Source organism: Frateuria edaphi (genome assembly GCF_021117405.1).
Classification (GTDB): domain Bacteria; phylum Pseudomonadota; class Gammaproteobacteria; order Xanthomonadales; family Rhodanobacteraceae; genus Frateuria_A; species Frateuria_A edaphi.
The window spans coordinates 2,692,636-2,713,269 of sequence record NZ_CP088251.1 but is presented as its reverse complement, the minus strand read 5'-3'; the positions used below and the strand labels follow the sequence as shown (position 1 = coordinate 2,713,269).

The following is a 20,634-nucleotide window of genomic DNA, read 5'->3' as shown; positions in this document are numbered from 1 at the left end:
GGACGAGACCAGAGGGACCAGCATGCTCGATGTCCCGCTGCCCCCGCGCCAGTGGGCGTGCTGATTGAGGCCCCTGCGCAAGGCCTTCAAACGTCCTTTAAACCGCTCCTAGCTGAGCAAGCAGACCAAGTGTCCCGAGTATGCAAACTAAATGGCCGCTTACACCCACCCGCCTTTCGGGCACCCTCCCCCCGCATGGAGAGATTGTCATATCGACGCGCGTGTAAGCTCGACATCCCCGCGTAGATGGCTGCCGTGACCGACGAACTTGCCCGCCCCGCGCTCCCTCCGCTGCCGCGCCTGCCGCCGGCCGTCCCGCGCTCGGGCGTTTCGGTGGAAGCCCGCCGCGCCCTGCGCCAGCTGCTGGAGGACGTAGATCGTTCCCTGACGGCCGCCTTCCGCGACGGCGCCGACGCCGGCGCGCTCGCCAGGCGCCGCGGCGAAGCGGTCGCGCGCGTGGTTGCCCACGTCTGGACTGCCTGCCTGGGTGAAGTCGAGGGCGCCGCATTGTTCGCCGTCGGCGGCTTCGGCCGCGGGCTGCTGTTTCCCCATTCGGACGTCGATTTGCTGGCGCTGGTACGGGAGGCGCAGCCGGCGCGCCTGCGCGCGCTGGAACAATGCTTCGCCACGCTGTGGGACATAGGCCTGAAAGTCGGCCACGCCGTGCGCGATCCGCTGCAGTGCCGCGCGCTGGCCGCGCAGGAAGCCAGCGTGTTCACCAGCCTGCTCGACGCACGGCGGCTGGTCGGCGACCCGGCCATGGACGCCGAATTGCAGGCGATCGTGGACGACCCGGCGCTGTGGCCGCCAGTCGCCTATCTCGCTGTGCGCCTGGCCGAACGCGATGCACGCCACGCGCGCTACGACGACACCGCCTACAACCTCGAACCGAACATCAAGGAAGGTCCGGGCGGCTTGCGCACGCTCGACGCGCTGCGCTGGCTCGGCCACAGGCTGGCGCATGCGGACGGCTTCGAGGCGATGGTCGGCGAGGGGCTGCTCGACCCGGCCGAGTGCGTCACGCTCGAACAGTCCGAGGCGACTCTCCGCCGTTACCGCTACGCGCTGCACCTGGAGGCTGGCCGGGCCGAGGAGCGGTTGCTGTTCGACTACCAGCGCGCGCTTGCCGCGGCGCTGGGATTCGTCGACGAGCACGCCACCAACCTGGGCGTCGAGCAGTTCATGCAGGGTTACTACCGCGCCGCCAGCCAGATCGAGCGGCTGGGCGTGCAGATCGTCGAGCGCTTCGAGGAGATGCTCGAGCCGGCGCAGATCGCGGTACCGGTCGGCGAGGAATTCCTGCGCTACGGCACGCGGCTGGCCGCGCGGGATCCGGACGTGTTCATGCGACGGCCCGCCGCTCTGGTGGAGGCCTTCATCGCGCGCCTTGACGAGCCCGGCATCCTCGGTTTCACCGCCGACACGATGCGCCGCATCCACCAGGCCACCGCGCAGCTCGACGGTGCGCTGGCCGACAACCGCGAGGTGCTTGCCTCATTCCTGCGCCTGCTGCGCCAGGGCGCCCGTTCGGTCGATGCGCTGTGGCGGATGAACCGGCACGGCCTGCTGGCGGCGATCCTGCCCGCGTTCGGCCGCGTGTTCGGGCGCATGCAATACGACCTGTTCCACGTCTACACGGTCGACGAACACACGCTGCGCGTGCTGCACAACGTGGCGCGCTTCGCCGACCCGGCGGCGCAGGCCGAATTCCCGCTCGCCCGCGAGATATGGCCCACGCTGCCCACGCCCGAAGTGCTGCTGCTGGCCGCGCTGTTCCACGACATCGCCAAGGGCCGCGGCGGCGACCATTCGGTGCTGGGCGAAGAAGAGGCGCGCACGTTCTGCGCGAAGCTCGGCCTGCCGCCCAACGACGTCGAGCGGGTCGCCTGGCTGGTGCGCCACCACCTGCTGATGAGCGTCACCGCGCAACGCCAGGACATCACCGACCCGGACGTGGTCGCGCGCTTCGCGCAAGTAGTGGAGAACCGCGAGCAGTTGGGTCAGCTTTACCTGCTCACCATCGCCGACATCATCGGCACCAGCCCCAAGCTGTGGAACGGCTGGAAGGACCGCCTGCTGGCCGATCTCTACAGCGCCACCCGCTACGCCCTGCGCAGCGACGTGGAGCTGCCGCGCGATGCCGCCACCCGCGTGCGCGAATGCCAGGACTACGCGTTGCCGCTGCTGGAAGCCGACGGCTTCGAGGCGGCAACGGTCGAGCGTGTCTGGGCCGGCTTCCCGCAAGCGAGCTTCCTGCGCCACCGGCCCGAGCAGATCGCCTGGCAGACCGCCGCGATCCTGCGCGCCGATGGCGCGCTGCCGCTGATCGCGGTGCATCCGCTGTCGGTGCGCGGTACCACCGAACTGTTCGTCTATACCCCCGACCGCGACGGCCTGTTCGCCACCGTCACCGCGATGCTGGACCGCTTGCGCCTGTCGGTGCTGGAAGCGCGCGTGCTGGTTTCGCCCCATGGCATGGCGCAGGACACCTTCCTGCTGCTGGACACCGAGACGCAGCAGCCGGCCACCCCGGCGCGGGCGGAGGAGCTGCAGCAGCGGCTGGCCCGCGCGCTGGCGCAGACGGTGCCGGTGCACCCCGCGCGACGGAGTGCCTCGCGGCAACTCAAGCATTTCCAGATGACCCCGCGGATCGCCTTCCACGCCGCCGGCGGCCGCACCCAGCTGGCGCTGGTGTGCACCGACCGTCCCGGCCTGCTCGCCGCCGTGGCCCAGGCGATGGTCGAGGCGCAGGTGCGCGTGCACGACGCGCGCATCGCCACCTTCGGCGAGCGGGTGGAGGATTTCTTCCAGCTCACCGATCGCCATGACGCCCCGCTGGGCGATGCCCAGCAGGAGCGTTTGCGGCAGGCGCTGCTGGCACGGCTGGGGCAGAGCGGCTGAGGAAGTGCTGTAGGAACGCGTCCCGGTCGCGCAGCGTCTGCAGCAGATCGGTGTTTACGCCACCGCGTCGGCGCCCCAGAGCGCTTCCATGTCCACGTCGATGTCCAGCGCGGTCAAATCGACCACCTCGCTGACGGCGTGCGCCTCCACGTCGCCGCGGCGGCGGATCGGCGCGCCCGTGCGCAATCCGTCGTGGGTGGTGAGCGAGGCGACCACCGGCTGGTGGCCGACCGGGCCACGCTGGGTGACCACCGCGATCGAACCGTTGCGCAGGCGCACCCCGGTGCCGGGCGGATAGATGCCCAGCGTCTTGATGAACGTGCGGGCCAGCCGTTCGTCCAGCGCTGCCCCTTCGTTGAGGAACAGCCAGCGCAACGCAAGCGTCGGCTGCAGCGGCGGCCGGTAGTCGCGGCCGGAAACCCGCGCGCAATAGACGTCGGCCAGTGCCAGCAGCCGCGCCGGCCGACCGATCTCCTCGCCGATCTTGCCGCCGGGATAGCCGCTGCCGTCGGCGCGCTCGTGATGATCGCGCACGGCATTGAGCCAGGCGGCGCTGGCGATGCCGTGATCGCGCAGCCGCACGACGCCCAGCCGGCAGTGCGCCCGTACCGCCAGGTGATGTTCGTCCGACAGCGGCCCTTCCAGCGCGACCAGCTGGTCGTGCAGTTCGAACATGCCGATGTTCATGGTCAGCGCGGCGGACACGATCGCCGCCAGTTCGGCCGGTTCCAGCGCCATCGCGGTGCCGGTGAGCTGGCAGGCGATCGCTGCGTTGACCGCATGGCGCGTGCCGTAAGGTCCCTCGCGGCGCAGCAGGATGCTGGCCAGCGCTACGTCCGGACTGCGCCGGCAGGCCTCGCGGACCTGCTCGGCGATCCCGGCCAGCGCGCCGGGGAAGTCCGCCGGCGCCGGATCGGCAAGCAGCGCCTGCAGCCGTTCACGCGCCTCCAGCACCAGCGCCAGCGGCGAGGGCGGCGAGGGCGCCGGGGGCAGGAAAGGTCCACGGCACTCCTCTTCGGAGCCGTAGAACACGCCGTGTTCGAGCAGTTTCTCCAGTTGCGCCGCGGTGCCGATCACCTGGCCCAGGCGCATCAGCAGCTTGCCCCTGGCGTCGTAGGCGTTGAATCGCAAAGGTTGGCCGACCGTGATCTCGGCCGGGTCGATCGGACGCCGTGGCATGGCTCTGCTTCTCCGTCTCCACCGGTCGCACGAGCCGCGGGGAGCGAAGGGGAATCGGCCGCTCGAGTGTGAACTTGAGTTTCCGGGCGTAGGCACCCGTTCCCCTCCGTATACTTGGCCGCTTCCCGAGCTTCTTTCCGCGAGCTGCCCATGCCCTCCATCGATACCCTGATCGACGACGCTTTCGAGCGCCGCAACGAACTCAGCCAGAGCGAGATCGAAACGCACCTGCGCCCGGCGCTCGCGCAGGTGATGGAGTTGCTCGAACAGGGCGAGCAGCGCGTGGCCGAGCCGGACGGGCAGGGCGGCTGGAAGGTCAACGCGTGGCTTAAAAAGGCCGTGCTGCTGTATTTCCGCATCAACGGCAACCGCGTGGTCGACGGTGGCGCGGCGCTGGCTTTCGACAAGGTGCCGCTGCGCTTCGGCCACGGCAACGACGCGGAGCTGGAAACGCTCGGCGCGCGCGTCGTGCCAGGCGCGCTGGTGCGCCGTGGTGCCCACATCGCCAAGGACGCGGTGCTGATGCCCAGCTACGTCAACATCGGCGCCTACGTCGGGCCCGGCACCATGGTCGACACCTGGGCGACGGTCGGCTCCTGCGCGCAGATCGGCGCGCGCGTGCATCTTTCCGGCGGCGTCGGCATCGGCGGCGTGCTGGAGCCGCTGCAGGCCAATCCGACCATCATCGAGGACGACTGCTTCATCGGTGCGCGCTCGGAAGTGGTCGAGGGCGTGGTCGTGGAGAAGGATAGCGTGATCGGCATGGGCGTGTTCCTGGGCCAGTCCACGCGCATCTACAACCGCGCGACCGGCGAGGTCAGCTACGGCCGCATTCCGGCGGGAAGCGTGGTGGTCGCCGGCAGCCTGCCGGCGAAGGACGGAAGCCACAGCCTGTACGCCGCGGTGATCGTCAAGCAGGTGGACGAGAAGACCCGCGCCAAGACCGGCATCAACGAATTGCTCAGGGGTGCCGAATGACCACCGTGTACGGACTGGCCAACTGCGACACGTGCAAGAAGGCGCGCAACTGGCTGGCGCGCTTCGAGGTGCCGCACACGTTCGTCGACTACCGCGCCGACCCCGTGCCGGCGGCCACGCTCAAGGCCTGGGCGCAGCAGCTGGGCGGCTGGGAGAAGCTGGTCAACAAGTCATCCACCACCTGGCGCAACCTGTTGCCGCAGCGCAAGGATCCGGGCAGCGACCCGGAGTGGACGCTGCTGCTGAAGGAGTACCCGGCGCTGGTGCGCCGGCCGGTAGTGGTGCAGGACGACGGTGCGGTAAGCGTGGGTTTCAGCGACAACGGCTTCAAGAAGCTGTTCGGCAAATAGAGGTCCCGCGCCGGGAGTTGTCCTGCAGGAATTTCGTAAGCAGCGGGGGGTTCGCTTGAGCGACGTACTGGACTTTGCTTGTGACCTGATCGGCCGCCGCTCGGTGACGCCCGAGGATGCCGGTTGCCAGGCGCAGATCGCCGAGCGGCTCGTGCGGGCGGGCTTCGCCATCGAGCACTTCCGCCACGGCGCGGTCGACAACCTGTGGGCGACGCACGGCGAGGGCGCCACGCTGGTGTTCCTGGGCCATACCGACGTGGTGCCTACCGGTCCGGAGGACGCGTGGCAGAGCCCGCCGTTCGAGCCGGTCGTGCGTGATGGCCATCTTTACGGCCGAGGCGCGGCGGACATGAAGGGTTCGGTCGCCGCGATGGTGTTGGCGCTCGAACGTTTCGTGGCGGCGCACCCCCGTCACGCCGGTCGCGTCGCGTTGCTGCTGACCAGCGACGAGGAAGGCCCGACGAATCTGGACGGCGTGCGCCGCGTGACCGAGACCTTCCGCGCGCGCGGCGAGCGGCTGGACTGGTGCGTGGTCGGCGAGCCGTCCTCCAAGGCCCGGCTGGGCGACCTGATCCGCGTCGGCCGTCGCGGCTCGCTCTCCGGCACGCTCACCGTGCATGGCATGCAGGGCCACGTGGCCTACCCGGAAAAGGCGAAGAACCCGATCCACGCCTTCGCCCCCGCGCTGGCGGAGCTGGCGGCCACGCGCTGGGACGAGGGCAACGCGGACTTCCCGCCGACCTCCTTCCAGGTGTCCAACCTCAACGCCGGCACGGGCGCCACCAACGTGATCCCGGGATCGCTGGTGGCACACATCAATTTCCGTTACTCGACCGCCAGCGCGGCCGCTGACCTGCGTGCGCGCACCGAGGCCATCCTCACCCGCCACGGCCTGGACTGGCAGCTGGACTGGAACCTTTCCGGCGAGCCGTTCCTCTGTCCCGCGGGCGGTCGGCTGCGCGAAACCGTGCTGGGCGTCTGCCGTGAGCTGTGCGGCGTGGACCCGGAGCAGAGCACCGGCGGCGGTACCTCCGATGGCCGCTTCATCGCGCCGCTCGGTGCCGAAGTGGTGGAGCTGGGGCCGGTCAACGCGACCATCCACAAGGTGGACGAGTGCGTGTCAGTCGCGGATCTGGAACGGTTGCCGGGGCTCTATCGGGCCATCTGTGAGAGGTTGCTCGGCTAGCGGGCTCTCGCGGCAAGCAGAGCCGAAGCCAGATCTTTGCTCCCTCTCCCCGCCGGGAAGAGGAAGCAGAGCTGGCAGCGAGGCATTGCCTATCCCGCCGCGCATCCCGCCGCCCGCTCCAGCATCACCATCCGCTCCTGAGCGTTCTGCGTCAGTCCGGCTGCACGCTCGAATTCGGCGCGGGCCTCCTCGCTCCGCCCCAACTTCGCCAACAGGTCGCCCCGCACCGCCGGAAGCAGGTGATAGCCGGCCAGTGCCGCCACGTCGCGCAAGGCATCGACCAGCGCCAGCCCCGCGGCGGGCCCCTCGGCCATCGCCACTGCCACGGCGCGGTTGAGTTCCACCACCGGAGAGGGCGCCACGCTCGCCAACCGGGCGTACAGCGCGGCGATGCGCGTCCAGTCGGTCGCGTCGGCGCTAGTCGCGCGGGCATGGCAGGCGGCGATGGCAGCCTGCAGCGCGTACGGACCGTCGGCACCGCCGAGCCGGCCGGCGCGTTCCAGCGCCTCCAGGCCCCGGTGGATCAGCAACTGGTCCCACAACGCGCGGTTCTGCTCCAGGAGCAGCACCGGACGGCCATCGGCGCCCACGCGCGCATGGCTGCGCGAGGCCTGGATCTCCATCAGCGCCAGCAGCCCCAGCACTTCCGTCTCGCGCGGCATCAGCCCGGCCAGCGTGCGGCCCAGGCGCAACGCTTCCTCGCACAGCGCCGGACGCATCCAGTCGTCGCCGGCGGTGGCGGCGTAGCCCTCGTTGAAGACCAGGTAGATCACGCCCAGCACCGCGGCAAGGCGTTCCGCCAGCTGTTCGCCGCGCGGTACCTCGAACGGCACGCGCTTGTCGGCCAGTGTGCGCTTGGCGCGCACGATGCGCTGGGCAATGGTCGGCTCGGCGGTGAGGAACGCGCGGGCGATCTCGGCGGTGGTCAGGCCGCCGAGCAGGCGCAGGGTGAGCGCCACCTGCGCCTCGGTCGAGAGCGCGGGGTGGCAGGCGGTGAAGATCAACCGCAGCAGGTCGTCGCCGATGTCGTCGTCGAGCGCTTCCAGGTTGGGCATGGTGAACGCCTCGTGCTCCGGATCGCCATCCAGCGCCGCATGCTTGCGCTCGACCAACTGGCGGTGCCGCAGCAGGTCGATGCCGCGCCGCTTGGCCGCCGTCATCAGCCAGGCGCCGGGGTTGTCCGGCACGCCCGCGGTCGGCCAGCGCTCCAGCGCCGCGACCAGCGCGTCCTGCGCCAGTTCCTCGGCCAGGTCGATGTCGCGTACGACGCGGATCAGCGCGGCGACCAGCTTGGGCGCTTCCAGGCGCCAGACGGTTTCGATCGCGCGGTGGGTATCGGCTTGGCTCATGCGGCCGATCAGACCACCGCAAGCGCCAATCCAGCAAGCCTCGGGCTCCCGCAAAAAGCGGAACTTTAGGCCTTGCCAGCCACCTCGCTGCGAAGACGTTCTTCGGTCGCGCGCAGTTCGGGCGTCAGCGCCTCGCCAAAGTCGTCCGCCTCAAGCAGAGGCCGGATCTCGATCGAACACTCGCCCTCGAACGGCGGCGGGCAGCGGCGCACCCATTCGAGCGCTTCGTCCATCGAACGTACCTGCCACAGCCAGAAGCCGGCCACGAGCTCGCGGGCTTCGGCGAACGGGCCGTCGACCACGCTGCGGCCGTTGCCGGCGAAGTACACCCGCTTGCCCTCGGCGCTGGGCTTGAGCCCCTCGCCGGCCAGCATCACGCCCGCCTTCACCAGTTCCTCGTTGAACGCCATCATCTCGCGCAGAAGTTTTTCGCTCGGCGGCACGCCGGCTTCCGACTCGGCCGTGGCGCGGACCATCACCATGCATCGCATACGTCTCTCCCGGTCGACGCCGGCGGCTGCCGGCTCACGTGGTACGACGCGCGAGCGCCGGGTGATTCGACATCGTTCGACCTGCCATGGAAGTAGGGCAAGCTGCGCCATCATTGCTGCGACCGACCCGATCAGGAGAGACCATGCACGCCCGCGGAACCTTCGACGTGAAACTCAGCCCCCAACCGGCCGCTCCGGGGACCGAGGGAGCGCAACTCGGTCGACTGTCGATCGACAAGCGCTTCCAGGGCGATCTGGAAGCCACCAGCCTGGGCGAGATGCTCTCGGCCGGCACCGAGGTGCCCGGTTCGGCCGGCTACGTGGCGATCGAGCGGGTGAACGGGGCGCTGCATGGCCGGCAGGGCAGTTTCGTGCTGATGCACTACGGTTTGATGGAGCGGGGCACGCCGAGCCTGCGGGTATCGGTGGTGCCGGATTCGGGGACGGCGGAGCTGGTGGGGCTCAAGGGCGAGCTGGCGATCCGCATCGAGCAGGGGCGGCACGAGTACGCGTTCGAGTACGAGTTGCCGTAACGCCCGGCGCCCCCTTCCCGTCCTTGCGGGGGCCGCTTGTGGGCGATGCGCCGATGCCGGCTCTGCGCGCAGGTCCGGCGGGCAGGTGCAGCTTTTTGGTTTTCCCTCGGCAGGCCGCTCGATCGGACGGCCGCTCGAACCCGGCTCCTCACCCCAGCCCTCTCCTCCAAGGAGAGGGCTCAGGTCATGGCCGTCCGGGACTGAGCGTCAAAGTCCACTTCGCAGGACCGGGCAACAGCGGCGTGGGGCGGCCTTCGACCCACTCGGCGTGTCCCGCGCCGTAGTAGGGCGAGAGCGGGTTATCGCTCTGGCCGCCGGGCATTTCCAGGATGCCGTTGGCCTCGTGGCCGGGCGACACCGCCAGCCGTTCGGAGGCGCCGAAGCCGGGCGCGGCCACGCGCGGCATGTTGGCGTCGCCCGGCAACGGGGAATCGGGCATGTCCAGGAAACGGGACAGGAAGTGCGGCAGTGCGGGCGAGAACGCGTGACGGATCTCGGCGGGATTGACCTCGCCCCAGTTGCGCGCGGCCAGACCACCGGGCTGTTCGCCCAGCCGGATCGCCACCTGGCGGGCGGCATCCTGCAACAGCGCGTTCCAGTTCCGGTAGCCCGGATCGAGCAGCCACGCGGGCTGATCGCGCAGTAGCGACCATACGGCCGCCTCGGCGTTGCCGGCGCCGGAGGGCCAGGCGAAGTCCGGGTAACGCGCCTTCACCCGCGCCAGGAACGGGGCCAGCGCCAGCCGGTGCACTTCCTGGCGGAAGGCGCGTACCAGCCGGTAGTCCACACTGTCCGGCGCGGCGCGGTTGCGCCAATCGGCGGTGAGCTTGCGCAAGGACTGGAGCGCCGGATCGGACGTGCCCGCCAGCGTGTCCTGCAGCAGGCGTTGCCAGGGCGTGAGGAAGATCGCGCGGTCGTCCAGCTGGATGTCGAGCAGGTTGCCGGTGGTGAACACGCTGTGCCCGGCCAGGTCGTCGCGGATCTGCTGTGCGCGTGCGCCCAGGTCGTGGCCGCCGTTGCCGAGCAGGTCTAGGGCAACACCGTCGACAGTGCGGTTGTTGGCGGTCCACAGCCGGCCCCCGGGCGGGTCGACCACGCGCGGGTACTGCCCCGTCGTGGCCCAGCCTTGCCAACCGCTGCCCGCCTCTGACCAGTCCGCCGGTTGCTGCGGACCGCTGTCGAACGGACGCAGCGGAATCGCATTCCCGGCGAGCGTCCAGCCGATGTGGCCCTCGCGGTCGGCGACCAGCAGGTTCTGTGGCGGCATGCCCAGGGTCGACGCCAGGTCCAGCGCTGCGCCAACGCTGGACGCCCGTTCGAGCTGCATCAGGCCCAGGTTGTATGCGTGCGGATCGTGCGCGATCCAGGCCAGGGCCAGCGGCGTGCCGTCGGCGTCCTCGGCGAGGATCGGGCCCCAGCGCGTGTCATCCACGTCCAGCACGCGGTCGGGTGCGCCCTTGACGTGGATGCGCTCGGCGTGGCGTTCGATCGTGGCCCAGCCGCCCGGCACCTTGTAGCGCGAGGGGTCGGCCGGATCGCGCGTGACGCGCACCCAGTCCAGCCAGTCGCCGTAGCTGTTGGTGAAGCCCCAGGCGATCTGCCCGTTGGAACCGATGATGAGCGCCGGGGTGCCAGGCAGGGTCACGCCCACCGCGTCGCGGATGCCGTCCGGCGCGGTGGCGTCGGGGTAGCGCAGGCGCGCGCGGAACCAGATGTCCGGCACGCGCAGGCCCAGGTGCATGTCGTTGGCGAGCATTGCCGCGCCGGTGTCGGTCAGTGTCCCGCCGACGGCGAAGTTGTTGCTGCCCGGATGGCGCGTTTCGAGCGCAGGTGCGAGCGCAGGTGCGAGCGCCGCGGCGACCGAGGCCGTCGTGGTCGCCGGCGCGGGGCCCTTGCGCAGATCGAACACGGCCGCGCCGGGCAGCACCGGCGGGCGCGAGAGCGAGCCGGTCAGCGGTGCCTCCCAGTCCGGGTCGGGCGCGAGCAGGAAGTCCACCAACGGCGTGGGCAACACCGCGCGCATGCGCGCGATGTCCAGCTCGCGGGTGTTGTGCCCGTGGCCGTGGAGATCCAGGTACATCGCACCGATCACCAGCAGGCAGTCCTCCGAGCGCCAGGGTTTGGGCTCGCTGCCCAGCAGGAAGTATTCCCACGGCTTCTCGCGCAGATCGGCCAGGCCCGCGTTCACGCCGTCGCGGTAGCGGTCCAGCACCTGCCTCTGTTCGGGCGTCATCGCGACATAGGCCGCCTCGGCCACCGCGCGCAGGCGGTGGCGGCGGATGTCCAGGTCGGAATCCAGCGCCGCCGGGCCCACCAGCTCGGCCAGTTCGCCGGCCGCGACGCGGCGCATCAGGTCCATCTCGAACCAGCGCTCCTGCGCGTGCACGAAGCCCAGCGCGAAGGTGGCGTCGGCGCGGCTGCGCGCGTCGATGACGACGCTGCCATTGGCATCGCGCGCGACCGTCACCGGCGCGCCAAGGCCCGCCACCCGGAGTCTGCCCTCCAGTCGCGCGCGGCTGCCGGCCAGCAGGTACCAGCCGGTGGCCAACGTCGCCGCAAGCACCACCAGCACCGCCAGCGCCAGGGCGCGCCGCCACGGAAAGCGGCGGCGGTTCATTCGGGCGCAAACACCGCGAACATTCCGGCGTAGGGCTTGACCATGAAGGCCGGCGCGCCGGCGTAGCCCTCGTCGCCGACGTAGAACTGCGAGATGGTGCCGTCCAGGAACAACGCGTCGCGGCAGCCCAGCTCATCGCGGAACAGACGCGCGAAGGTGTGGAAGTTGACCGGCGCCTCGCTCACCGCGAAAACCACGTTGCGTGGCGTGCGCGCGCACACGCCGCTGCGCCACTTGAGGCTGTCCGAATCGTGCACGAAGGCCGGGTTGATCTGGCCGTCGATGACCAGCATCGGCCCCGACTGCGTGGCCCACTGCGCCTTGCGCCCGTCCGCCTTGAACGCGGCGCTGGTTTCGACGGCCGCCTTGCCGTCCGGATAGATCGCGAACACGCCGTTGGGCAGCAGCGAGAAGTTGCCCGAGGCGGGGTTCCCGTGCGCCATGTTCAGCGGCACCAGCGCCTTGCCGTCCTCCACGTACAGCCCCAGCGGCTTGAACGCCGCGTCGTAGATGCCGGCGTTGGCGGCGAACAGCAGTTGGCGCCCATGCTGCTCGCCCCACTGGCGCAGGCCGTCGATGCTGCCGAACGGCTCGCCGCTCTCGGGCGCACGCCAGTGCAGGGTGAGCGGCTCGCGCTTGAGGTCGATGCTGACCACGCGGTAGTTCTGACCCTCGAACGCGCGCTCCTCGCTGTCCAGTGCGCGGGCTTGCGGCGCGCAGCCGGCCAGGGCGGCCAGCAGCAGGGACACGATAGGGGCGAGGGGCACGCGGGGGACGGAGCGGATCATGTCCCGATGGTCGCCGCCCTGACGCGACAGGCGCAAGTGTGCGACCGGGCGCATGTTCAGCCCCGGCGCTACACTTGCCGCTTTGCCGCAACGTCCCCGCCGATGTCGAACACCTATTGCCCGATCGTCGCCACGCTCGGCTACGTGCTCTCTCCCGATCGCGGGCATGTGCTGATGATCCACCGCAACGCGCGGCCGGACGACCAGCACCTGGGCAAGTACAACGGCCTGGGAGGCAAGATGGAGGCGGGCGAGGACATCGCCGCCTGCATGCGCCGCGAGATCCGCGAAGAGGCCGGCATCGAATGCACGTCGATGAGCCTGCGCGGCACGCTCAACTGGCCCGGCTTCGGCAAGCAGGGCGAGGACTGGCTGGGCTTCATCTTCCTGATCGACGGCTTCGAGGGCAGCTGCCACGCCGGCAACCACGAGGGCACGCTGGAATGGGTGCCGCGTGCGCGGCTGATGGATCTGCCGATGTGGGAAGGCGACCGGCACTTCCTGCCGCTGGTGTTCGATGGAGACCCGCGGCCGTTCCACGGCGTGATGCCGTACAAGGACGGGCGGATGCAATCGTGGTCGTACAGCCGGCTTTGATTCGGCAGCCGCCCGCCGGAGATCACTGCATGGAGTGCAGGCCGATCATGTTGCCTTCGGTATCGGTCACCAGCGCGATGAAACCGTAGGGCCCGATCGCGAACTTGTCCTTCTCGACCTTGCCGCCCTGCGCGCCGACGCGGCCGGCTTCCACGGCGCAGTCCTGGCAGGAGAAATAGACCAGCGTGCTGTTGCCGCCCGAGGGCATGCCTTCCATCTTCACCAGCGCGCCGGCTGCGCCCGTGCCGCCTTGCTGCATGGGGAAGGCCCACATGTCCACGGGGCTGGAACCGGGTGCTTCCAGCTTTTCCAGCTTCACGGCGAGCACGGCTTCGTAGAAGGCTTTCGCGCGCTGCAGGTCCTGCACGTAGATCTCGAACCAGCCGACGGGGTTTTGCATGGCCTTTGCCTCTGCCGGAGTCGGGGTTCCGGATTTGGGTCGCGCATCCGTCGAGCAAGCGTGAACGCGATGGGTCCCCGGCGAGCGGCCGCCGGCAGGTGCCGGCGGCCGCTGCAGGCTCAAGGCTTGAACACCTCGAATTTCCCGAACGGCTTCAGCTGCGCGTCGATCGCCTTCGGATCGCCCACCACCACGATGCTCTGGTCCTTGGCGGCGAAGTACTTGCGCCCCATGGCCTGCACCTGCCCGGCGGTGACCTTGTTGGCATCGGCGACATAGCGACCCAGGAAGTCCGCCGGCAGGCCGTCGATCCAGTAGCCGGCCACGGTCGCGGTGAGCGCCATCTGGATCTGGTTGCGCAGCAGATAGATGCCGCCGACCAGTCGCTTGGCGCCGGTCAGTTCCTCCTCGCTGGGCGCCTGCGTGGCCATGCTGTCGTACAGCTTGGCCAGCTCCGCCAGGGTGGCGCCGGTGACTTCGTTGCGCACGTCGACGCGGGCGAACGCGCTGCCGCCGGCACGCTGGGCATCGAACTGCGAGAACGGGCTGTACGAGTAGCCCTTGTCCTCGCGGATGTCCTGCGTGATGCGGCTGGTGAAGCCGCCGCCCAGGATGGTGTCGGCCACGGTCAGCGGGATGAAGTCCGGGTTGCTCGCGGCGACCACCGGGCGGCCGTAGCGGATGTTGCTCTGCACCGCGCCCGCGCGCGGCACGATCAGGCGCTCCGGCGATGTTTCGTGGGGCGCGGACGCGGTGCGGGCCAGCGCCTTGCCGTCGGATTTCCAGCCGCCGAACTGCTCGCCGGCCAGTTTGAACGCCTGGTTCGCATCGATGCGGCCAACGATCACCAGCAGGGCACGGTCCGGCTGGAAGCGGGCGTCATGCAACGCACGCAGCGCGCCTGGGTTGCTCGCCTGCACGCTGGCTTCGGTGAGGGCATCGCGTGCATACGGATGCGCGCCGAAGGCGGCATGGTCGAAGGCGCGTTGCGCCTGCCAGTCGGGGTCCGCTTCCTGCACCTTCAGCTCCTGCATGGCGTTGGCCTGGGCCAGCGCCACCTCCTTGTCCGGGAAGCTCGGATGCAGGGCGGTATCGGCCACCAGCGCCAGCAATTCCGGCGCGTGCGAGGCGAGCGCGCTGGCGCGGACGGTGACCGCGTCGGCGTACGCGCCGGAGCGGTAGTCGCCGCCGATCGATTGCAGTTGCTCGGCGATCTGCCGCGAAGTGCGCGCGGCGGTGCCCTCGTCGAGCAGGCGCGCCATCATGGACGAGATGGCCGGCGTCTTCGGATCGTCGGCCGCCGTGCCACCCAGCACGGCCAGCTCCACGTTGACCTTGGGCAACCCTTCGCGTGGCACGACCCACACGGTCAGGCCGTTGGGCAGCGTGCGCTGCTGGATCTGCGGGGTGGGCAGCGGCTTTTCGGGACCGTAGGCGGGCAGGTCCTTCGGCAGCGGCTGGGTAGAGGCCTGCGCGAAACCGGCCAGCGAAAGGCCCACGGCCAGCGCGAGCAGCTTGAACGTCGTGTTCGTCTTCATGGCGGTCCTCACTTGGCAGGGGCTTTCGCGGCGGCGACGGGACGGCGCACGACCACGCTGCGGTTGGCGTCGGTGAGATAGGTGCGCGCCACGCGCCGGATGTCCTCGGCAGTCACCGCCTCGATCCAGCCAGGCATCTTGTTGGCGACGTTGGCATCACCCCACAGGGTCTGCAGCTTGGCCAGCGTGTCGGCGCGGTTGATGAATGCCTCCAGGCCGCCGTACCAGTCGGACAGCATCTTGGTCTTCACGCTGGCCAGCGTGGCGTCGTCCACGCCATCGGCGGCGACCTTGGCGATTTCCTGGTCGAGCGCGGAGAGCACCTGGTCGGGCGTGGCGTTGGGCTTGTAGATGGCGAACAGGCCGAGCAGCGCGGGACCGGCATAGTCGCTGCCGTCGCCCAGCGGGAAGTTCATGCCGCCTTCGATGTTGAGCAGCAGCTCGCGGCCCTTGACCAGCCCCTGGTAGAAGCGTGACGCGCTGTCGCCGACCAGCAGTTGCGAGAGCACCATCATCGGCACCTGGTCGGCGCTTCCGCGTGGCGGCATCTTCCAGCCGACCGCCAGTGCCGGCACCTTGGCCAGCGCGTCGGTTTCCTCGGCGTGGCGCGGCTTGGTGTTGAGCGTCTCGGACACGTCCGGGCGCTTGGGCAGCGCGCGGGCCGGAACGTTGCCGAAGTATTGCTGCGCCAGCGCGAAGGCCTGCTCGGGCGTGACGTCGCCGGCGATGCCCAGCACCGCGTTGGCCGGCTGGTAGAACGTGTCGTGGAAGGTCTTAACGTCCTCGATAGAGGCGTGGTCAAGGTCCTTGAACGAACCGTAGCCGTCGTGCTTGTTGGCCCACTTGTCGAAAGCCAGCGCGTTGAGGTCGGTCCAGAAGAACAGCCCATAGGGCTGGTTCTTCACGTTGACGCGGATCTCTTCCTTCACCACGTTCTGCTGGTTGGCCAGGTTCTTGGCGCTGAAGTCGAGCGACTTCATGCGGTCGGCCTCCAGCCAGAGGATCGGCGCCAGCGCGGAGGAGGGTGCCGAAGCGATGTAGTTGGTGTAGTCGGCGCGGGTCGAGCCGTTGAACACGCCGCCGCCGCCCTGGATCACGCGCTCGAAGGTGCCCTTGGGCGCGTCCGGCGTGCCCTCGAACATCAGGTGCTCGAACAGGTGCGCGAAGCCGGTGCGGTTCTGCGGCTCCAGCCGCATGCCCACGTGGTAGACCATGCTGATGCCCACGGTGGGCGAGCTGTGGTCCTCGGAGACCACCACGGTCATGCCGTTGTCCAGCTTCTTGACGGCGACCGGCAGCTTCCATGTATCGGTGTCGGCCGCCTGTGCGGCCAGGGCCATGCCCAATCCCGCCACCAGGGCGGCCGTGCGTAAAACGCGCATCTGCATCTCCTTGTCCACGCGAATGGAAGCCCGATCCTGCGGCGGCGGGCGAGGGGGTGCAAGTGACGTTTGGGATGGCCGGAACGTAGGGCGGGCTTCAGCCCAGCGCATCCGGTGGGCGGCGGTGGGCCGAAGCCCACCTGCGCATCACGGGACGTCGGCGGTCCAGGCGGCGCTTGAAAACTTTTCCTGCGCCAGGACTTCGGCCTGCGCCAGCTCGCCGGCGCGCAGCGTGTCCTCGGCCAGGCCGTGCCGGTGGCGGAAGGTGGCGATCATGTGCCCGATGATCGCCGCGCGCGCCAGGCCGGTCTGGCTGCGCAACGGATCCACGCGCTTGCCGGCGCTCTGCGTGCCCTTGTCCGAGAGCTTCTCGCGGCCGATGCGCAGCACCTGGAGCATCTTGGTCGCGTCGATGTCGTAGGCCATGGTGACGTGGTGCAGCACCGCGCCGCCGCGATGCGCCTGCGCCGCGCCGGCGATCTTGCCGCCGGCGGACGTGATGTCGTTGAGCGGCTGGTACCAGGCTTCGATGCCGAGCTCCGCCAGCGCCTCGAGTGTCCAGGCGTCCATCCAGGCGTAGGCCTCCTGGAAGCTCATGCCCTTGATCAGCGACAGCGGCGCATAGATCGACCAGGTGATGGTGTTGCCCGGTTCGATGAACATGGCGCCGCCGCCGGAGACGCGGCGTACGACTTCGATGCCGTGGCGTCGTGCGGCCTCGGCGTCAACTTCATTGCGCAGCGACTGGAAGCGGCCGATCACCACCGCCGGTCCGCCCCATTCCCAGATGCGCAGGGTCGGCGGCCTGTGGCCGGCGCCGACTTCGTGGGTGAGCACCTCGTCCAGCGCCATGTGCAGCGCGGGCGGTTGCGGTTCGGTGTGGATCAGATGCCAGGCGTGGTCGCGCCAGAGCGTGCGGGTCATGGGGCCGTTCCCTGGTCGATGGCGCGGCGGACCGCGATCGCGATGGCTTCGGGGGAGATGCCGTACATCATCACGCCGGGCACGAGCTGGGCGCGGACCGCGGCGGCGAGCATGTGTTCGTCCGCGTCGGCGCTCTGGCCTTCCAGCGCGGCGTCGATGGCGCGCAGGGCGTCGTCCGGTTCGAGGAAGAAGTCGCCGCTGACCTGCACCCGGGCCAGGCAGCCGTCGAGGAGGTCAAGGTCGACCACGATCAGCTTGCCGCCAGGCATCTTGTATTCGCCGTGCATGGATCCCTCCGCTCGGGCCGGCGGCAAGGCTAGCGCAGGGGCGCGCTGCGCGTCAGTGACCGCGACCGTGGAAATGCCCGCTGTCTGCGCCGATCGAGACGCTGACACCGCCGGTGGGGTGGTCGCAGCTGCCGAACGCCTTGCCGAGCGTCACCGTGCCTCGCTGGTAGTTGCCGTCGATGTGACGGCCGCTCATGACACCCACGCCCACGCTGCCGTGGACTTGCGGCTGGTTGAAGGTGGCGTCGTCGCAGTGGTCGGCGGCGACTTCGTCATCGGCAGCGGTGCTGCCGCTGGTGTCGCCGTAGTAGACGCCGGGCGCGGTCGCCGGTTTTGGAGCGGTGCTTGCCGGCGTCGGCAGGTTGCTGGGCGGGAGCTTCAGGTTGAGCGGCTGGTTGGCGCTCTGCGCCCACGCCGGTGCGGTCAGCAAGGAAGCGAGCAGGGCGGCGGGAAGCAGGGGGCGCATGGCGGAATCCGGTGGGGCGGTGCCCATATCAACGGGCGGGGCACGGTCGCGTGTACCGGAGTTGGAGTGGTGGTGGGCGTGAAAGTTCTTGGTGAAACGAGCGACCGCTTTGCTTCCTCTCTCCTCAGGGAGAGGGCCGAGGTGAGGGGCTGGGGCTCGCCGGGACGGTCGATCGGGCCTCGCTCCGGCTCGAGATGGTCGCAAGAGTGACCCCTCACCCCAGCCCTCTCCCCGCGGGGGAGAGGGGGCCGGTGGGCGGCAGCTTGCAGTGCCCATCAACCGGTGGTTTCGATCCGCTCCACGCGCCGCAGGCCGCGCGGCAGCAGGCCGCCGCGGGTGGCGCGGTTGCCGCCGTACTCGACCAGGTCGTTCCAGCGCAGGGTGAGCTTGCGCTGGCCGGCGTAGAGCGTGACCTCGCCCTTGCCCTCGGCCACCACGGCAATGCCGGCCACGCGCTCCTCGCCGCTGGCGAGCTTGGCCTTGGGCACCTCGATCAGCTTGTTGCCCTTGCCCTTGTCCAGCTCGGGCAACTCCGCCACCGAGAACATCAGCAGATGGCCCTCGGTGGTGACCACCACGATGCGGTCGCGCGCCGGGTCCGCGCTGGCCTGTGGCGCGAGAATCTTTGCGCCCTCGGTCAGGCTGATGATCTGCTTGCCGGCCTTGTTGCGGCCGGTGAGCGCCTCGAAGCGGGTGACGAAGCCGTAGCCGAAGTCGGTGGCCAGGATCAGCCGCGTGTCGTTGTCGCCGGCCGTGAGCGCGTCGAAGCTCGCGCCGGAGGGCGGGCTGAAGCGTCCGGTGAGCGGATCGCCATTGCCACGCGCCGAAGGCAGGCTGTGCGCGGGCGTCGAGTAGCTGCGGCCAGTCGAGTCGATCACCGCGACCTGCTGGGTGGTGCGCGCCTTCACCGCCGCGAGCAGGCCGTCGCCTTCGCGGTAGTTCATGCTCTCGGGGTCGACGTCATGGCCCTTGGCCGCGCGGATCCAACCCTTCTGGCTCAGCACCACGGTCACCGGCTCGCTGGCTACCAGCGCGCTCTCGTCCAGCGCCTGCGCCACTTCGCGTTCGACGAGCGGCGCGCGTCGCGCGTCACCGTACTTGGCGGCGTCGGCCTGCAACTCGCTCTTGATCAGGGTCTTCAGCTTGGCGGGGGACTTGAGCAGCACGTTGATGCGCGCACGCTCCTCCTCCAGCTGGTTGCGCTCGGCCTCGATCTTCATTTCCTCGAGCCGCGCAAGCTGGCGCAGCTTGGTTTCGAGGATGTAGTCGGCCTGTTCCTCCGACAGCTTGAAGCGCTTCATCAGCACCGGCTTGGGCTCGTCTTCCGAGCGCACGATGCGGATCACCTCGTCCAGGTTAAGGTAGGCGATGTGCAAGCCTTCGAGCAGGTGCAGGCGTCGCTCGACTTTTCCTAATCGATGGGTGAGGCGCCGAGTCACCGTGTCGGTGCGGAAGGTCAGCCATTCGGCGAGGATCTTCCTGAGGTCCTTCACCTGCGGGCGGCCGTCCAGGCCGATCATGTTGAGGTTGACGCGGAAGCTCTTTTCCAGGTCCGTGGTGGCGAACAGGTGCTGCATCACCTCGGCCGAGTCCACGCGGCTTGAGCGCGGCACCACGACCAGGCGGATCGGGTTCTCGTGGTCGGACTCGTCGCGCAGGTCCTCCACCATCGGCAGCTTCTTGGCGCGCATCTGCGCGGCGATCTGCTCGAGGATCTTGGACGGGCTGACCTGGTGCGGCAGCGCGGTGATGACGATGTTGCCGTCTTCGACCTGGTACACCGCGCGGGCGCGCAGCGAACCGTTGCCGGTGGTGTAGATCGACAGCAGTTCCTTGCGCGGGGTGATGATCTCCGCCGCGGTCGGGTAGTCCGGCGCGGGAATGTGCTGGGCCAGGTCGGCGACGGTGGCGTCGGGGTTGTCGATCAGGTGGATGCAGGCGGCCACTACTTCGCGCAGATTGTGCGGCGGGATATCGGTGGCCATGCCCACGGCGATGCCCATCGAGCCGTTGAGCAGCACGTGCGGCACGCGCGCGGGCAACCAGGAAGGCTCCTCCAGCGTGCCGTCGAAGTTGGGCACCCAGTCGACCGTGCCGTGCGCCAGCTCACCCAGAAGCGCCTCGGCGATGGGGCTCAGCTTCGACTCGGTATAACGCATCGCCGCGAAGCTCTTCGGATCGTCGGGGGAGCCGAAGTTGCCCTGGCCGTCGACCAGCGGGTAGCGGTAGGAGAACGGCTGCGCCATCAGCACCATGGCCTCGTAGCACGAGGTGTCGCCATGCGGATGGAACTTGCCGATCACGTCGCCGATGGTGCGGGCGGATTTCTTCGGCTTGGCGGTCGCGGCCAGGCCCAGTTCGCTCATCGCGTAGATGATGCGCCGCTGCACCGGCTTGAGGCCGTCGCCCACGAACGGCAGGGCGCGGTCCAGCACCACGTACATCGAGTAGTCGAGGTAGGCCCGCTCGGCGTATTCCTTGAGCGGGATCTGTTCGAAATTGGCTTGCAGATTCATGCGGGGGTTTCTTGCACGGGTAACCGGCCGATGGTGCCAGATCGGCCGCGGGCGGGACAGCAGGGAGGCCGGGGCAGGCGCTTGGACCGCACGCCTGCGGTGGTTGCCTCTCGCTACCTCGGGCCCGCTCCTGCGGGCGCTATCCGAGGTTT

The 20,634-nt window shown here is 69.5% G+C and carries 18 protein-coding genes; 6 read left to right on the top strand and 12 right to left on the bottom strand.

Annotated elements, in window-relative coordinates:
* The first annotated feature begins 255 nt into the window (after positions 1-255).
* Positions 256-2,901, top strand: coding sequence for a [protein-PII] uridylyltransferase (glnD, locus tag LQ772_RS12665; protein WP_231321241.1), 2,646 nt, complete (start codon positions 256-258; stop codon positions 2,899-2,901).
* 54 nt (positions 2,902-2,955) lie between these two features.
* Here glnD and LQ772_RS12660 read toward each other — a convergent pair whose 3' ends face one another.
* A complete protein-coding gene (locus LQ772_RS12660; RefSeq protein WP_231321240.1) occupies positions 2,956-4,080 on the bottom strand; it encodes an HD-GYP domain-containing protein in 1,125 nt (374 codons plus the stop codon).
* 150 nt (positions 4,081-4,230) lie between these two features.
* On the opposite strand from LQ772_RS12660, the gene dapD reads away from it, so the two are divergent.
* From dapD to dapE, 3 genes are read left to right on the top strand one after another with little or no spacing between them, the layout of a single operon-like run.
* On the top strand, positions 4,231-5,058 hold the full coding sequence (gene dapD / locus LQ772_RS12655; protein WP_231321239.1) for a 2,3,4,5-tetrahydropyridine-2,6-dicarboxylate N-succinyltransferase: 828 nt from the start codon (positions 4,231-4,233) through the stop codon (positions 5,056-5,058).
* A complete protein-coding gene (locus tag LQ772_RS12650; RefSeq protein ID WP_231321238.1) occupies positions 5,055-5,408 on the top strand; it encodes a Spx/MgsR family RNA polymerase-binding regulatory protein in 354 nt (117 codons plus the stop codon). The genes dapD and LQ772_RS12650 overlap by 4 nt, the downstream gene beginning before the upstream one ends.
* A gap of 55 nt (positions 5,409-5,463) precedes the next feature.
* Entirely contained in the window at positions 5,464-6,594 is a 1,131-nt protein-coding gene (gene dapE, locus LQ772_RS12645; protein ID WP_231321237.1) for a succinyl-diaminopimelate desuccinylase, read from the top strand.
* A gap of 89 nt (positions 6,595-6,683) precedes the next feature.
* Here the strand turns inward: dapE and LQ772_RS12640 are convergent, their stop codons facing one another.
* Together LQ772_RS12640 and LQ772_RS12635 are read right to left on the bottom strand one after the other, a co-directional pair.
* Positions 6,684-7,943 (bottom strand): RNA polymerase sigma factor, encoded by a 1,260-nt coding sequence (locus LQ772_RS12640; RefSeq protein WP_231321236.1) that lies wholly within the window; start codon positions 7,941-7,943, stop codon positions 6,684-6,686.
* 65 nt (positions 7,944-8,008) lie between these two features.
* A complete protein-coding gene (locus tag LQ772_RS12635) occupies positions 8,009-8,434 on the bottom strand; it encodes a YciI family protein (RefSeq protein ID WP_231321235.1) in 426 nt (141 codons plus the stop codon).
* A 143-nt stretch (positions 8,435-8,577) separates the two neighbouring features.
* Between LQ772_RS12635 and LQ772_RS12630 the strand changes: the two genes are divergently transcribed.
* On the top strand, positions 8,578-8,967 hold the full coding sequence (locus LQ772_RS12630; protein WP_231321234.1) for a DUF3224 domain-containing protein: 390 nt from the start codon (positions 8,578-8,580) through the stop codon (positions 8,965-8,967).
* A 184-nt stretch (positions 8,968-9,151) separates the two neighbouring features.
* Here LQ772_RS12630 and LQ772_RS12625 read toward each other — a convergent pair whose 3' ends face one another.
* On the bottom strand, positions 9,152-11,584 hold the full coding sequence (locus tag LQ772_RS12625) for a penicillin acylase family protein (protein WP_231321233.1): 2,433 nt from the start codon (positions 11,582-11,584) through the stop codon (positions 9,152-9,154).
* Positions 11,581-12,372, bottom strand: a complete 792-nt coding sequence (locus tag LQ772_RS12620) for a phosphodiester glycosidase family protein (RefSeq protein WP_231321232.1) — start codon at positions 12,370-12,372, stop codon at positions 11,581-11,583. The genes LQ772_RS12625 and LQ772_RS12620 overlap by 4 nt, the downstream gene beginning before the upstream one ends.
* 102 nt (positions 12,373-12,474) lie before the next feature.
* On the opposite strand from LQ772_RS12620, the gene LQ772_RS12615 reads away from it, so the two are divergent.
* A complete protein-coding gene (locus LQ772_RS12615) occupies positions 12,475-12,969 on the top strand; it encodes an NUDIX hydrolase (protein ID WP_231321231.1) in 495 nt (164 codons plus the stop codon).
* A gap of 22 nt (positions 12,970-12,991) precedes the next feature.
* On the opposite strand, the gene LQ772_RS12610 is transcribed toward LQ772_RS12615, so the two are convergent.
* The 7 genes from LQ772_RS12610 to parC all read right to left on the bottom strand — a co-directional run bounded on the left by LQ772_RS12610 (position 12,992) and on the right by parC (position 20,482).
* Entirely contained in the window at positions 12,992-13,369 is a 378-nt protein-coding gene (locus LQ772_RS12610; protein WP_231321230.1) for a VOC family protein, read from the bottom strand.
* A 119-nt stretch (positions 13,370-13,488) separates the two neighbouring features.
* Positions 13,489-14,907: a M16 family metallopeptidase gene (locus LQ772_RS12605; RefSeq protein ID WP_231321229.1), complete on the bottom strand. Its 1,419-nt coding sequence runs from the start codon at positions 14,905-14,907 to the stop codon at positions 13,489-13,491.
* A gap of 8 nt (positions 14,908-14,915) precedes the next feature.
* Positions 14,916-16,289, bottom strand: coding sequence for a M16 family metallopeptidase (locus LQ772_RS12600; protein ID WP_231321228.1), 1,374 nt, complete (start codon positions 16,287-16,289; stop codon positions 14,916-14,918).
* A 147-nt stretch (positions 16,290-16,436) separates the two neighbouring features.
* Positions 16,437-17,213: a lipoate--protein ligase family protein gene (locus LQ772_RS12595; protein WP_231321227.1), complete on the bottom strand. Its 777-nt coding sequence runs from the start codon at positions 17,211-17,213 to the stop codon at positions 16,437-16,439.
* Positions 17,210-17,500 (bottom strand): lipoate-protein ligase small subunit, encoded by a 291-nt coding sequence (gene lplB / locus LQ772_RS12590; RefSeq protein ID WP_231321226.1) that lies wholly within the window; start codon positions 17,498-17,500, stop codon positions 17,210-17,212. Before lplB ends, LQ772_RS12595 begins: the two co-directional genes overlap by 4 nt.
* Positions 17,501-17,552: 52 nt before the next feature.
* Positions 17,553-17,966, bottom strand: coding sequence for a hypothetical protein (locus LQ772_RS12585; protein ID WP_231321225.1), 414 nt, complete (start codon positions 17,964-17,966; stop codon positions 17,553-17,555).
* Positions 17,967-18,241: 275 nt separating this feature from the next.
* Positions 18,242-20,482 carry a DNA topoisomerase IV subunit A gene (gene parC / locus LQ772_RS12580; RefSeq protein ID WP_231321224.1) on the bottom strand — a complete coding sequence of 747 codons (2,241 nt, stop codon included), beginning with the start codon at positions 20,480-20,482 and terminating at the stop codon, positions 18,242-18,244.
* Positions 20,483-20,634: the final 152 nt, after the last annotated feature.